General features: G+C 57.5%; 13 protein-coding genes and 1 riboswitch. Of the genes, 7 read left to right on the top strand and 6 right to left on the bottom strand.

Annotated features, from left to right (window positions below):
* Position 1: 1 nt before the first annotated feature.
* The 5 genes from thiS to dnaK form a co-directional block, all read right to left on the bottom strand.
* On the bottom strand, positions 2 to 196 hold the full coding sequence (gene thiS / locus AC2FIC_RS18455) for a sulfur carrier protein ThiS (RefSeq protein WP_142637341.1): 195 nt from the start codon (positions 194 to 196) through the stop codon (positions 2 to 4).
* On the bottom strand, positions 180 to 1157 hold the full coding sequence (locus AC2FIC_RS18450) for an FAD-dependent oxidoreductase (protein ID WP_496692663.1): 978 nt from the start codon (positions 1155 to 1157) through the stop codon (positions 180 to 182). The genes thiS and AC2FIC_RS18450 overlap by 17 nt, the downstream gene beginning before the upstream one ends.
* Positions 1154 to 1957, bottom strand: a complete 804-nt coding sequence (gene thiD / locus AC2FIC_RS18445; protein WP_496692624.1) for a bifunctional hydroxymethylpyrimidine kinase/phosphomethylpyrimidine kinase — start codon at positions 1955 to 1957, stop codon at positions 1154 to 1156. Before thiD ends, AC2FIC_RS18450 begins: the two co-directional genes overlap by 4 nt.
* A 44-nt stretch (positions 1958 to 2001) precedes the next feature.
* Positions 2002 to 2108: riboswitch (TPP riboswitch) on the bottom strand.
* Between the two features lie 165 nt (positions 2109 to 2273).
* Complete coding sequence (dnaJ, locus tag AC2FIC_RS18440; RefSeq protein WP_496692623.1) at positions 2274 to 3422, bottom strand: molecular chaperone DnaJ; 1149 nt, start codon at positions 3420 to 3422, stop codon at positions 2274 to 2276.
* 74 nt (positions 3423 to 3496) lie between these two features.
* Positions 3497 to 5404 (bottom strand): molecular chaperone DnaK, encoded by a 1908-nt coding sequence (gene dnaK, locus AC2FIC_RS18435; RefSeq protein ID WP_281973405.1) that lies wholly within the window; start codon positions 5402 to 5404, stop codon positions 3497 to 3499.
* A 211-nt stretch (positions 5405 to 5615) separates the two neighbouring features.
* Here dnaK and AC2FIC_RS18430 point away from each other — a divergent pair, with 211 nt between their 5' ends.
* Positions 5616 to 6218, top strand: a complete 603-nt coding sequence (locus AC2FIC_RS18430) for an alpha-ketoglutarate-dependent dioxygenase AlkB family protein (protein ID WP_496692622.1) — start codon at positions 5616 to 5618, stop codon at positions 6216 to 6218.
* Here AC2FIC_RS18430 and AC2FIC_RS18425 read toward each other — a convergent pair.
* Positions 6215 to 7036, bottom strand: a complete 822-nt coding sequence (locus AC2FIC_RS18425; protein ID WP_496692621.1) for an ABC transporter permease — start codon at positions 7034 to 7036, stop codon at positions 6215 to 6217. The two genes, AC2FIC_RS18430 and AC2FIC_RS18425, sit on opposite strands and share 4 nt — an antisense overlap.
* Before the next feature lie 122 nt (positions 7037 to 7158).
* Between AC2FIC_RS18425 and cysQ the strand changes: the two genes are divergently transcribed.
* The 6 genes from cysQ (at position 7159) to AC2FIC_RS18395 (ending at position 13672) form a co-directional block, all read left to right on the top strand.
* A complete protein-coding gene (gene cysQ / locus AC2FIC_RS18420; RefSeq protein ID WP_142637355.1) occupies positions 7159 to 7956 on the top strand; it encodes a 3'(2'),5'-bisphosphate nucleotidase CysQ in 798 nt (265 codons plus the stop codon).
* A complete protein-coding gene (locus AC2FIC_RS18415) occupies positions 7956 to 8756 on the top strand; it encodes a 3-deoxy-manno-octulosonate cytidylyltransferase family protein (RefSeq protein ID WP_496692620.1) in 801 nt (266 codons plus the stop codon). Before cysQ ends, AC2FIC_RS18415 begins: the two co-directional genes overlap by 1 nt.
* A gap of 48 nt (positions 8757 to 8804) precedes the next feature.
* The gene (gene galE, locus AC2FIC_RS18410) at positions 8805 to 9788 is read left to right on the top strand and encodes a UDP-glucose 4-epimerase GalE (RefSeq protein ID WP_496692619.1); all 984 of its coding nucleotides are present in this window, start codon (positions 8805 to 8807) and stop codon (positions 9786 to 9788) included.
* The gene (locus AC2FIC_RS18405) at positions 9748 to 10842 is read left to right on the top strand and encodes a glycosyltransferase family 2 protein (protein ID WP_496692618.1); all 1095 of its coding nucleotides are present in this window, start codon (positions 9748 to 9750) and stop codon (positions 10840 to 10842) included. The genes galE and AC2FIC_RS18405 overlap by 41 nt, the downstream gene beginning before the upstream one ends.
* Before the next feature lie 146 nt (positions 10843 to 10988).
* On the top strand, positions 10989 to 11975 hold the full coding sequence (locus AC2FIC_RS18400) for a glycosyltransferase family 2 protein (protein ID WP_496692617.1): 987 nt from the start codon (positions 10989 to 10991) through the stop codon (positions 11973 to 11975).
* Positions 11972 to 13672 (top strand): DUF5927 domain-containing protein, encoded by a 1701-nt coding sequence (locus AC2FIC_RS18395; RefSeq protein WP_496692616.1) that lies wholly within the window; start codon positions 11972 to 11974, stop codon positions 13670 to 13672. The genes AC2FIC_RS18400 and AC2FIC_RS18395 overlap by 4 nt, the downstream gene beginning before the upstream one ends.
* The last annotated feature ends 4 nt before the right edge of the window (positions 13673 to 13676 follow it).

The raw sequence follows: 13676 nt of genomic DNA, 5'->3' as shown, positions 1-13676 counted from the left end.
CTCAGCCCCCCTGCATCGGCGCGACGATTTCGATCCGATCCCCTTCAACCAAAGCATGGGCAACACGCAGCCCCGAGGGCACGAAATCTTCGTTCACCGCAGTGGCGACACGGCCCGAGTAGCCGCATTCCATCAGCAATTCCGATAAGGTCTCGGCCCGCACCTCGCGCGGCTCGCCATTAAGCACGATCTTCATCGACCATCTCCGAATGTTTGTGTTCAAGCGCCAGATCGGCAACGCCCTGGGCCAGCGCCGGTGCCAGCAGATACCCGTGGCGGTACAGCCCGTTGGCGTAAATCGTCCCGCCCCGACGCCGGATCCGAGGCAGATTGTCGGGAAAGGCCGGGCGCAGATCGACGCCGATCTCTAGCACCTCGGCCTCGCCAAAAGCGGGGTTCAACGCATAGGCCGCGCTGAGCAGTTCCAGCATCGAGCGCGCGGTGATGCGGGTTTTATCCTCGGATTCAATCATCGTCGCGCCCAGCATGTAGATGCCATCGCCACGCGGCACGATGTAAAGCGGCATCCGGGGATGCAACAGGCGCACGGGCCGGGTCAGCGTCACATCAGGGCAGCGGATCACCAGCATCTCACCCTTTACGCCCCGAAGATCAGACAAGGCGTCCCGCGCCTGAAGACCACGGCAGTCAATCGCGTTCTCCAACCCAGCAGGGGCGGGTTCGCGATGAAAGGCAACGCCCCGCGCGATAAGATCGTCGAACACATCCTGCAGCGCCTTGCGTGGGTCTATATGGGCTTCGTCCTTGAAATACAGACCGTTGCCGAAACCATGTAGATCAGGCTCTAATGCGGCTAGCTCCTGCTGATCTACCTCATGATACCCCTGCGTTCGACGACCAAACCGACGCAAATCCGGCAAGTCGCGCGCACCGCAAACGACCAAAGTACCGTGCTGATGAACCTTGGTCCGGGTCGCCCACCAGTCAAAAGCACCCTGCCCCAGGCGCAAGACCGGCTCTTCGGCATTTTCGAACTCGCACCACGGGGCCAGCATTCCCCCGGCCCACCAAGAACAGCTATGCGGACCCGGCAGGCCGGCGGGGTCAAAGACTTGCACCCGTGCGCCGCGATGAGCCAATTCGGACGCAACAGCCAAACCGGCCACTCCTGCCCCTATGACAGACCAGATCGTCACGCCGGCCAGACCCGATGGAAATGATGCACCGGACCATGGCCCCGGCCCACGCACAGCCCATCAGCCTGGGCGATAGCGCCTTGCAAATAAGCATGTGCCTCTGCCACGGAATCCCGCAAGCTCAGACCTTTGGCCAACCCGGCGGAAATTGACGAGGACAATGTACACCCAGTCCCGTGGGTGTTCTTTGTGTTCCGGCGCTGCGCTGTGAATTCATCCACCAATCCCGAACCGTCGACCAACAGATCATGACATATCTCGCCCTGACTATGCCCGCCTTTCATCAAAACAGACGCGGCCCCCTTTGCGCAAAGGGCCTGTCCCTGAACCACCATTTCATCCGGAGACTGCGCTTCGGACTGTCCAAGCAGGCGCGCAGCCTCGGGCAAATTGGGCGTCAGAACAGTCGCGCGTGGTATCAGAAGGTCCATAAGGGTCCGGATTGCGTCACCCGCCAGCAATGCATCCCCGGATTTCGCTATCATGACAGGGTCCAAAACTATGGGCCCGGCATAGCCCGACAGGGCATCTGCAACGGTCTCGATAATCTCGGGTGTTGCCAGCATGCCGATCTTGATCGCCCCGACATCCAGATCGTTCAGCACGGCGTCGATTTGCGCGCGGATCACACTCAGAGGAATGCCATGAACGGCTGTCACGGCCAGGGTGTTTTGCGCAGTCACCGCCGTAATAACGCTGGCCCCATAAACGCCCAGCGCCGACATCGCCTTGAGGTCCGCCTGAATTCCGGCCCCGCCTCCGCTGTCGGACCCTGCAATGGTCAGGGCAATTGCCGCCATGTCGTTGCTCCATCTTCTAGGGGCAACGGGGCAGGGAAAACGTCTGTATTCATAAGACCGTTCCCTCCGCCGGTATTGCCCGGATCAGGTTCGATGGGTTGATGCAGCAGCACCTCTCAGCCTTGCGAACAAGGCACCCCAACGGTTGCGCGGACCATTTCAGGCGCGGCGACAATAATCAAGCGAAGATTTGCGAGGCGCTGCCTCGCGCTCCGAGGTATTTTTAGCCAGATGAAATGCGGATCACCTGCTTCATCTGGCCCTAAATACCTCGGGGGAGTCATGGGGGGCAGCGCCCCCTTTTTGGGAAAAGACTTCAGCCCTTCATCCCGTCCCAGAAGGATTTGACGGAGGAGAAAAAGCTGTTGGATTCCGGGTGATTATCTTCACCCAGGTCGTCGAACTCGCGCAGCAGCTCTTTCTGGCGGCTGGTGAGGTTTACCGGAGTTTCCACGGCCAGCTCAATGAACATATCTCCAACACCGCCACCGCGTAGGGCTGGCATGCCCTTGCCGCGCAGGCGCATCTGGCGACCCGATTGGCTGCCCGCTGGAATCTGCACACGCCCGCGGCCACCGTCGATGGTTGGAACTTCGATCGAACCACCAAGCGCGGCTTTGGCCATGCTGACCGGCACGCGGCAATAGAGGTTCACGCTGTCACGCTCGAACAGCCTGTGATCTGAGACCTCTACAAAGATGTATAGATCACCCGGAGGGCCACCGCGCATTCCAGCCTCGCCTTCACCGGCCAGACGAATGCGCGTGCCGGTTTCGACACCGGCTGGAATGTTAACGGACAAAGCGCGTTCTTTTTCAACACGGCCCGCACCCTGACAGGATTTGCAGGGGTTCTTGACGATTTGACCCAGGCCCGAACAGGTCGGACAGCTGCGTTCTACTGTGAAAAAGCCTTGTTGCGCACGCACCTTGCCCATACCCGAACAGGTCGGACAGGTGGTGGGCTCAACACCGCCTTCAGCCCCGGATCCGTCGCAGGACGAACAGGCAACCGCTGCCGGGACATTGATGGTTTTCTGCTGACCTGAATACGCCTCTTCCAGCGAGACGCGCAGGTTATAGCGCAGATCCGAACCGCGTGCGGCACGACGTCCACCGCCCCCGCTCCGTTGGCCACCCATGAAATCGCCGAACAGGTCGTCGAACACATCCGAGAATGCACTGGAAAAGTCGCCCTGACCAAAGCCAGCGCCAGGTCGGCCACCGCCGCCCATGCCATTTTCGAATGCGGCATGACCGAACCTGTCATAAGCCGCCTTGCGTTCAGCATCTTTCAGGACGTCATAGGCCTCGTTCGCTTCTTTGAACTGTGCCTCTGACTCCGGATTGTCCTTGTTGCGGTCGGGATGCAATTCTTTGGCCTTCTTGCGAAAGCCTTTCTTGATCTCGTCCGCTGATGCACCCTTGGATACGCCGAGCACATCGTAATAGTCGCGTTTTGACATCAGTATTTCCTTCTGCCTCAACGTAATCGGGCCGGCCCGGTGACCGGACCGGCCCGAATTGGCCCGGTTACCCGTTAGCTACGCTTGTCGTTGTCCAGATCTTCGAACTCGGCATCGACGATGTCATCCTCGCCCGGTGCAGCATCCGCAGCGGCAGGTTCATCTTCGCCGTCTTCAGCTTGCGCTTTGTAGATGGCTTCGCCCAGCTTCATGGCCGCTTCGGTAACGTTCTGGATGCCCGACTTGATCTTGTCGGCATTCTCGGTTTCCAGCTCGTCTTTCAGCGCGGCAATCGCCAGCTCGATGGCTTCGATGGTTGTTGGATCAACCTTGTCGGCATGTTCTTCCATCGACTTTTCTGTCGAGTGGATCAGGCTTTCCGCCTGGTTCTTTGCGTCGACCAGCTCGCGGCGTTCCTTGTCGGCCTCCGCGTTCTCTTCGGCGTCCTTGACCATCTTTTCGATGTCCTCGTCGGACAGGCCGCCCGATGCCTGGATGGTGATCTTCTGCTCTTTGCCAGTGCCTTTGTCCTTGGCCGAAACCGAGACGATGCCGTTGGCGTCAATGTCAAAAGTCACCTCGATCTGCGGCATGCCGCGCGGTGCTGGCGGGATATCTTCGAGGTTGAACTGGCCCAGGATCTTGTTGTCCGCAGCCATTTCACGTTCCCCTTGGAAACAGCGAATGGTCACGGCGTTCTGGTTGTCTTCGGCGGTCGAGAAGACCTGAGACTTTTTCGTCGGGATCGTGGTGTTGCGGTCGATCAGTCGGGTGAACACACCACCCAGCGTTTCGATACCCAGCGACAGCGGTGTCACGTCCAGCAGAACAACGTCTTTGACGTCACCCTGCAGAACACCGGCCTGAATGGCGGCGCCCATGGCAACCACTTCGTCCGGGTTCACACCTTTGTGCGGCTCTTTGCCGAAGAATTTAGTGACCTCTTCGATCACTTTCGGCATCCGGGTCATACCACCGACCAGAACAACCTCATCTACATCGCCAGCCGACAGGCCAGCATCTTTCAGAGCAGCCGCGCAGGGCTTCATCGACTTCTTGATCAGATCACCAACCAGCGATTCCAGCTTGGCACGGGTCAGTTTCATGACCATGTGCAGCGGCTGGCCGTTGGCGCCCATCGAGATGAACGGCTGGTTGATCTCGGTTTGTGAGGTCGAGGACAGTTCGATCTTGGCTTTTTCCGCAGCTTCTTTCAGACGCTGCAGCGCCATCTTGTCCTGGGACAGATCGACACCGTGTTCCTTTTTGAACTCATCCGCCAGGTAGTTGACGATGCGCATGTCAAAGTCTTCACCACCCAGGAAGGTGTCGCCATTGGTCGATTTAACCTCGAACAACCCGTCGTCGATTTCCAGAATGGTTACGTCGAAGGTGCCGCCACCAAGGTCATAAACCGCGATGGTTTGGGTTTCTTCCTTGTCCAGACCATAGGCCAGAGCGGCAGCTGTCGGTTCGTTGATGATCCGCAGCACTTCCAGGCCGGCGATTTTACCGGCATCTTTGGTCGCCTGACGCTGTGCGTCGTTGAAATAGGCCGGAACGGTGATAACGGCTTGTGTGACTTCCTCACCCAAGTAGCTTTCAGCGGTTTCCTTCATCTTGCCCAGAGTGAAGGCCGAAATCTGGCTTGGGGAGTACTTTTCACCGCGGGCTTCGACCCACGCGTCGCCATTGCCGCCATCAACGATGGCGTATGGTACCATTTTCTTGTCTTTTTCGACTTCGGCATCATCTACACGACGACCGATCAGGCGTTTGACGCCAAAAACCGTGTTGTCAGGGTTGGTGACCGCCTGGCGTTTCGCAGGCTGACCGACCAGTCGCTCATCTTCGGTGAAGGCGACGATCGAGGGCGTGGTCCGGGCCCCTTCGGCGTTTTCGATGACCTTCGGCTGCGAGCCGTCCATGATGGCAACGCACGAGTTGGTGGTGCCGAGGTCAATCCCGATTACTTTTCCCATATGTTCAATCCCTTTCTCTTCAAGGCGATGTCCCGAGGCCCGACCCGTTATGGCATCTGGCCCCGATCTGATTTGCGCAATGGTCCTACACCATCGCGCGTCCCGGCGTATATAAGGACGGGAACAGGGGCCTGCAAGCATTCACAAATGCAGGTTTTCAGGAATCTGCAGCCTTTTTTGCAAGGTTTTGGCAAGGATTGAGGAATCTGGAATGGCGCGGCTGCTTTTACGCGGTTTTGAAATCAGGAAAGCTTACCTTGACGGAGCTGCCCAGGCACAGCTGATCACGCTGTTGCGTCCGATTCTGAAATCAGCACCTTTGTTCCGCCCGACCACCCCTTCGGGCAAGGAAATGTCTGTTCGCATGACCTCGGCCGGGGCGCTGGGTTGGGTCACTGACAAGAACGGGTACAGGTACCAGCCGCACCATCCAAAGGGCATGGAATGGCCCACCATTCCAGACTGCATTCTGGATATCTGGCGCGATCTTGCCAGCCCCGAACGTGACCCCGATTGTTGCTTGGTCAACTACTATGGCGAAGGGGCGCGAATGGGCCTGCATCAGGATAAGGACGAGGCCGATTTTTCCTGGCCGGTCCTTTCGATCTCATTAGGTGACGACGCGTTGTTCCGCATTGGCAACACGACCCGAGGGGGCAAAACGGAATCGATCTGGCTTGGCTCGGGCGATGTTGTTGTGATGGGCGGACCCGCGCGCCTAACCTATCACGGGGTAGATCGCATTCGTTTCGGGTCTTCAAAACTGTTGCCAAAAGGCGGGCGGATCAACCTGACCTTGCGCGTGGCGGGTTAACGGCGTGCGCTCCAGCTTTGCGACACATGCTGGCGGGTAAAGAAAATTCCAAGCAAGCCGATCAACAACAGAGCCAACCCGACCCAGACAGGATATTCCCAGTTGGTATTGCGCGGATAGTAATTTCGAAAAACGAAACCCCGACACTGGTCGATAATGTGAAACAACGGATTCCAGGCGAACATGGTCAACATGAACCCGCCCAGCGCATTGCCGACGAACATTTTTCCCGAGAACACCATATTCAGGCGCCGGTAAATCGTGCTCATGATCGTGGCAGTGGTCGGAAACCAGGGCTTGATCGCCATGAACACCACGCCGACCGCACAGCCCGTGAACCAGGCCAGCATCAGCATGGCAAAGGCGCCACCGGGCTCCTGAATTTCCAGCGGAGCAACCGATACGCTGTAGACAAACAGGATGATAACGATTGTCAAAACCTGAGTATACAGCGACCCGAAAGCAGCAGCCATAAGCACGACCATCATGTTCATCGGCGAATGCAGCATCATCGGGTTATTACCCGTGTCCACTCCGGAAACCGAACCGACGGCTTTAATATGCGTCAGAAACAGGAAAACCCCAGACAGCAGATACAGAATGAACTCACCCCGGATTTTGGCAACGCGCGCGCCAAGAAGGGACATGATCACGTAAAACACACTCACCAGCACCAGAACCTGGAAAATATTGATAAGCACCGAAAGCACAGCATTGCTGTGTTGAGATCGGACATTCCGGACCACGGCGTGAAACACCAGTTCCGCCGTCGTAAACGCACCGCCTATAAGCGACCGGTTTCGCTTGTAATAAAACACCCGAAGCGTCTTTCCTGTATTATTGCCTGCAATCTGGCACGAAATTCTTGCCGTTCCGTAACCAGCACAGCATAAGGCCGTCAGGTTATTCGATCAACAAATCACAGGAACGGAGCTTTTTTGTGACCTATGATGCCCTCATCCCCGTCATCCGACGTCTGGCCCTGGAAGCGGGCGATACGATCATGGACATCTATAACTCGGATGGGTTTGACGTGAAGGTCAAATCCGATGCCAGCCCCGTGACCGAAGCAGATGAGGCCGCCGATGCGCTGATCTCGGCCGGTCTGCGCGCGGCGTTCCCCAATATCCTGCTGGTGACTGAGGAACAGGCCGCCTCGCATTCTGAAAAAGGCGATACGTTCCTGATCGTTGATCCGCTGGATGGCACCAAAGAGTTCATCAACCGGCGCGGCGATTTCACCGTTAATATCGCGCTGGTCGAAAACGGCACCCCAACGCGTGGCGTGGTTTATGCGCCAGCCCGCGGCCGGATGTTCTATACTTTGGCCGACGGGCAATCGGTCGAGGAAACCGGCGCGTTGGACAAGGATCAACCCGGCGCCGTGACTCCGATTTCGGTCTCTGATCCAGACAATTCCGCGCTTTTGGTCGTGGCCTCGAAGTCACATCGTGACCAGGCGACCGACGATTACATCAACAAATATCAAGTGCAGGACAGCAAAAGCGCGGGCTCGTCGCTGAAATTCTGCCTGATTGCGACGGGCGAGGCAGATATCTATCCCCGCGTTGGCCGCACGATGGAATGGGATACCGCAGCAGGTCACGCCGTGCTGACAGGTGCGGGCGGCAAAGTTGTCCGGTTCGACAATCATGCGCCGCTGACCTATGGCAAGGACGGCTATGCAAACCCGTTCTTTATCGCCTACGCTCCGGGTGTAGACCTGAAGGAGGCCTGATGTCCGTTCTGATCGCCATTCCCGCCCGCTACGCCTCGACCCGCTATCCGGGCAAACCTCTGGTGCCGCTCACCGGGGCCAGTGGCAATGCAATGACTCTGATCGAGCGGTCATGGCGCGCGGCCAGTTCGGTCTCGGGCGTGGACCGCGTTGTGGTTGCCACCGATGACGACCGCATTCGCGAGGTGGCCGAAGGGTTCGGGGCCGAGGTTGTGATGACCTCGGAAACCTGTGGCAATGGCACCGAACGCTGCGCCGAAGCGCATGATGTGCTGGGCGCAAGCTATGACATCGTGGTGAACCTGCAGGGCGATGCACCGCTGACCCCGCATTGGTTCGTCGAAGATCTGATCACCGGTCTGCGTGCCGCACCCAAGGCTGGGGTGGCCACTCCGGTTCTGCGCTGCGACGGCGATGCGCTCAACAGCCTGCTGAATGACCGCAAACACGGGCGCGTCGGTGGAACAACCGCCGTTTTCGCCGCCGATCACGGCGCGATGTATTTCTCGAAAGAGGTCGTGCCCTTTACTTCACAGACTTATGCGGGTGGGGAGGAAACGCCGGTGTTTCACCATGTAGGCGTCTATGCCTACCGCCCTGACGCGCTGGCGGCTTATCCGTCCTGGCCTGTCGGTCCATTAGAGCAACTGGAAGGGCTGGAACAGCTGCGTTTCATGGAAAACGGGCGTAAGGTTCTGTGTGTTGAGGTCGAATCCAAAGGCCGCCAGTTCTGGGAACTAAACAATCCGCAGGACGTTCCCAAACTTGAAGAGATGATGGCCGCGATGGGGCTGGACTGAGTGCCGCAGGCTGTCGCACCCTGAAAAACCGGAATAACGGGATCTGATATGACACATATCCTTGTAACCGGCGGTGCCGGATATATCGGATCCCATGCCTGCAAGGCGCTGGCGCTGGCCGGGTACACACCTGTCACCTATGACAACCTGATCACCGGTTGGCAGGACGCGGTCAAATTTGGCCCGTTCGCACAGGGTGATCTGCTGGACCGGGCACGGTTGGATGAGGTTTTTGCCAAGTATCAGCCCGCTGCCGTGATGCATTTCGCCGCGCTCAGCCAGGTGGGTGAGGCGATGTCCGAACCCGGAAGATATTGGGCGAACAATGTCACCGGTTCGCTGACCCTGATCGAGGCCGCCGTGGCGGCTGGATGTCTGGATTTCGTGTTTTCGTCGACCTGCGCCACCTATGGCGAACATGACAATGTGGTCCTGGACGAAAACACCCTGCAAAATCCACTGAACGCTTACGGCGCCTCCAAACGCGCGATCGAGGATATCCTGCGTGATTTCCAGGCCGCTCACGGGATGAACCACGTGATTTTTCGCTACTTCAACGTGGCTGGCGCCGATCCGGACGGAGAGGTAGGCGAATTTCACCGCCCCGAGACCCATCTGGTTCCGCTGATCTTGGATGCGATTGACGGCAAGCGCGACGGGCTGACTGTGTTCGGAACCGACTATGACACGCCCGATGGCACCTGTATCCGCGATTACGTGCATGTCTGCGATCTGGTTGACGCGCATGTTCTGGGGCTGCGCTGGCTGGAACAGGGCAAAGACAGTCGCGTTTTCAATCTGGGCACCGGGTCCGGCTTTTCAGTGATGGAGGTGATCGAACAGTCGAAATCCGTCACCAATCGCGCGGTGCCCTATACAATCGGTCCACGCCGCGCCGGAGATTGCACCAAGCTGGTTTCGGGCTCGGACCGGGCCGGGCAAGAACTGGGCTGGTCCCCCAAAAGGTCCGTGTTAGAGACGATGATTGCCGATGCCTGGCGCTGGCATCAGAACGGGCATTACGACAGATGAGGGCCGCGTGAGCGATACCCTGCCGCCAATCGGATGGGTGCAACGCTATCGCTTGCGCCTGAAACGCAGGCGGCTGTTGTGGCGATCCTTTCGCAGCCGCCATCAGTTAACCCAACTGGTCGACCGAACCGACCAGATACGCCCGGGTGCGATACTGGTCTTTACCACCCTGCGAAATGAAATCACGCGCCTGCCCTGGTATTTCCATCACTACCGGTCGCTGGGCGTTGATCATTTTCTGATCGTGGACAACGGCAGCGTTGATGGCTCGGTCGCATATCTGAAAGATCAACCGGATGTATCCCTGTGGCAAACCGATGCCAGCTATCGCGCCTCACGATACGGGCTGGATTGGCTGACCTGGCTACAGATGCGATTTGGTCACGGCCATTGGACTTTGATGGTGGATGCGGATGAGTTGCTTATCTATCCCGAATGGGACAGCCATCCGCTGCAGGATTTGACCCAACAGCTAGAGGCACAGGGGCGCGACGCTTTCGGAGCCTTGATGTTGGACCTGTACCCCAAAGAACAGCTCGGCACACAGCCCTATGACCCCGGGACCGACCCGACCGAAGTTTTGGGCTGGTTTGATCCAGGCCCGTTGCGCGCCAAACGGCAATCGCCGCTGGGCAATCTCTGGGTTCAGGGCGGTGCACGGGAACGCGTGTTTTTTGCTGACCGGCCCGAGCGGTCACCAACTTTAAACAAAATACCGCTGGTACGCTGGTCGAGGCACTATGCTTACGTGAACTCCTGCCATTCCGCCCTGCCCCGAGATTTGAACGCCACCTATGACGGACCGGAGAGCCACGGCCCTTCGGGCGTGCTACTGCACACAAAGTTCCTGCCCGAGGTGGTCATCAAATCAAGAATCGAGAAAACCCGAGCGCAGCATTTTCACGACCCGGCAGAGTTCGACAACTATTATGATGGCATAATTAACCGCCCGATCATGTGGGATCCACAATCGGTGGAATATATCGGATGGCGCCAACTGTGTGAGCTTGGCTTGATGGGCAAAACTGACTGGAAAAACAACGTTTCGGACTAACTACTTTTAAATGCGTTGCTTCATTAGATGGTAAAGTGGCATAAAATGGCATTAGCCCGGCTCCACTCTGGCTTGTTCAGGCCCCGGGTATGCTCGCGTATAAACGAAGGTTGGGCAGTCGCGTGAGCCTGTTGGATTCATACCGAATGAGATTGCGGCGCAAGCGCCGCCTGTTGCGTTGCGTTCGCAAACGGCGCGAATTAGAAGCGGTTTCCGACAAAACCAACGCCATTCAACCCGGTGACATCCTGTTGATGAGCGTGGTGCGAAACGAAAAAATCCGCCTGCCCTATTTTCTGGAATATTACCGAAAACTTGGCGTTGATCGCTTTTTGTTTGTGGACAACAACAGCGACGACGGCACCCGCAAGTTTCTGAGTAGTCAGCCGGACGTATCGGTCTGGCAGTCCAACGGCAGCTATAAGCGGGCCACATATGGCACTGATTGGTCGAACTATCTGCTGCGCAAATACGCCGATGGGCACTGGGTTCTGACGGTCGATCCGGATGAGTTCTTCATCTATCCGTTCTGCGACACGCGGCCCATTCGTGCCCTGACCGACTGGCTTGATGGCTGTGCCGTCCGCAGTTTCGGCACCATGCTGATCGACATGTACCCGCAGGGCCCGGTAGATGCCGAACCCTATCGTGAAGGGCAAGACCCCTTCGAAATTGCCCGTTGGTTCGATGCCGGGAATTATGTGATCAGCAAAAACCCTGAATACGGGAATCTCTGGATACAGGGTGGGCCGCGCGCCCGTGTCTTTTTCCGCCAGGCTCCGGAAAAGGCGCCTGCGTTGAACAAGATACCGCTGGTCAAGTGGGACCGTCGGTATGTCTATGTCAGTTCGACCCATTCGCTGCTGCCACGCGGGCTGAACCAAGTCTATGACGATTGGGGTGGCGAAAAAACCAGCGGGGCGTTGCTGCATGCCAAGCTGATCAACACCTTGGGCGACAAGGCACATGAAGAGATGGAGCGGCGTCAGCACTATCGCGGGTCCGGCGAATATCGCGCCTATGCCGAAGGGCTGAACGACCGTCCGGTGTTTTGGTGCGACTGGTCCGAGGCTTATATAAACTGGCGACAGCTTGAGATTCTTGGCCTCATGTCGAAAGGGAACTGGGCATGAGCAGCCTTGGCGTCATCATGCTGGTGCATGCCGCGCTTCCAAGGGCGCAACAGGTCGCGCGCCATTGGGCGGCATCCGGCTGCCCGGTGGTGATCCATGTCGACCGCAAGGTTGCGGACACTGTTTTTGATGACTTTGTAGCCTCCTGTGCGGACGAACCTCTGATCCGGTTCTCGGAGCGCCACACCTGCAACTGGGGCGGTTGGGGCATTGTTGCAGCCTCGCAATCAGCGGCTGAACTGATGCTGAAGGCCTTTCCCGATGTACACCATATCTTTCTGGCCTCGGGCGCCTGCCTGCCGCTACGGCCCGTCGATGAGCTGGTCACATATCTAGCGGAACGGCCCCGTGTCGACTTTATCGAAAGCGCGACAACAGCTGATGTAAGCTGGACGATTGGCGGACTGGATCAGGAACGATTTACTCTGAGATTTCCGTTCTCGTGGCGTAAACAGCGCAAATTGTTCGACGCTTACGTAAAGCTACAGCGGACCATCGGAATCCGACGGTCGATACCCGAAGGTCTGGTGCCGCATATGGGCAGTCAATGGTGGTGCCTGACCCGTCAAACGCTGTCGGCCATTCTGCAAGATCCCAAACGCAAAACATATGATCGCTATTTCCGGCGCGTCTGGATTCCCGACGAAAGCTATTTTCAGACTCTAACTCGGCTTTATTCAACACATATCGAAAGTCGCTCCCTGACGCTGTCCAAATTCGATTATCAAGGTCGCCCGCATATCTTTTATGACGATCATCTACAGCTATTGCGACGGTCGGACTGTTTTGTAGCACGCAAGATCTGGCCCCAGGCCAATCGGCTTTATCAGGCGTTTCTGACCAACCAGGCACAGGCGATGAAGCCTACAGAACCCAACCCGGGCAAAATCGACCGGTTGTTCTCGAAAGCGGTCGAGCGCAGGACTCGAGGCCGGGATGGCCTGTATATGCAAAGCCGCTTTCCCCGCCACGGCAGCGAGAACGGACTGACGTCGTTCCCCTATTCGGTATTCCAAGGGTTTACCGAACTGTTCGCAGATTTCGAGCCCTGGCTGTCGGAAGCCACCGGAACAAAGGTCCACGGTCACCTCTTCGGTCCCGAACGTGCCGAATTCGCCGGCGGGGCGCCTCTGGTCAACGGCGCACTAAGCGATTGTGCCAGCCTGCGGGACTATAATCCTACGGCGTTTTTGTCGAACCTGATATGGAATACTCGGGGCGAGAGGCAGTGCTTTCAATTTGGCCCCACGGATACGCAGGATATCAACTGGTTTCTGGCGCGCGACAGAAATGCGCAGATTTCCGTTGTCACAGGCGCCTGGGCCATTCCCCTGTTCCGTTCGAATGGAAATTTCGCGGATATCCGTAACGAAGCCGCCCGCCTGCAACAAATCGAGACCAAACAGCTTGAGGTTTTAACTTCGGTCTGGACCAAGGCCAAAGTGCGCACCTGGTCGCTGGCCGAGTTTGTGGAATCTCCGATGGAGCCTCTGCAATCCATTCTGGAAGAAACCGGGTGCCAGAACCCCAGCCACCTGACCCAAGCCCCAACGATGGTCGACCTGTCCGGGTTCGGGAAGTTCCTGCAAAACCTGAAGAACCAGGGTATGCACCCTTATCTTATGGGAGATTTTCCAGCCGATGACATTTTTGGCCGGCAACTCAGGCCTTATCGAAAACCATATCTGGTGCAATAGCGTT

The sequence above is a fragment of the Ruegeria sp. CDSC079 genome (assembly GCF_059610505.1).
The sequence above is the reverse complement of the archived record's forward strand: the minus strand, read 5'-3'. Positions and strand labels throughout refer to the sequence as shown.

What these genes read in the sequence shown, in the direction of transcription:
- thiS (WP_142637341.1), bottom strand. Translation starts at nt 196, where the DNA reads ATGAAGATCGTGCTTAATGGCGAGCCGCGCGAGGTGCGGGCCGAGACC.
- thiD (WP_496692624.1), bottom strand. Translation starts at nt 1,957, where the DNA reads ATGGCGGCAATTGCCCTGACCATTGCAGGGTCCGACAGCGGAGGCGGG.
- dnaJ (WP_496692623.1), bottom strand. Translation starts at nt 3,422, where the DNA reads ATGTCAAAACGCGACTATTACGATGTGCTCGGCGTATCCAAGGGTGCA.
- dnaK (WP_281973405.1), bottom strand. Translation starts at nt 5,404, where the DNA reads ATGGGAAAAGTAATCGGGATTGACCTCGGCACCACCAACTCGTGCGTT.
- AC2FIC_RS18430 (WP_496692622.1), top strand. Translation starts at nt 5,616, where the DNA reads ATGGCGCGGCTGCTTTTACGCGGTTTTGAAATCAGGAAAGCTTACCTT.
- AC2FIC_RS18415 (WP_496692620.1), top strand. Translation starts at nt 7,956, where the DNA reads ATGTCCGTTCTGATCGCCATTCCCGCCCGCTACGCCTCGACCCGCTAT.
- galE (WP_496692619.1), top strand. Translation starts at nt 8,805, where the DNA reads ATGACACATATCCTTGTAACCGGCGGTGCCGGATATATCGGATCCCAT.
- AC2FIC_RS18405 (WP_496692618.1), top strand. Translation starts at nt 9,748, where the DNA reads ATGCCTGGCGCTGGCATCAGAACGGGCATTACGACAGATGAGGGCCGC.
- AC2FIC_RS18400 (WP_496692617.1), top strand. Translation starts at nt 10,989, where the DNA reads ATGAGATTGCGGCGCAAGCGCCGCCTGTTGCGTTGCGTTCGCAAACGG.
- AC2FIC_RS18395 (WP_496692616.1), top strand. Translation starts at nt 11,972, where the DNA reads ATGAGCAGCCTTGGCGTCATCATGCTGGTGCATGCCGCGCTTCCAAGG.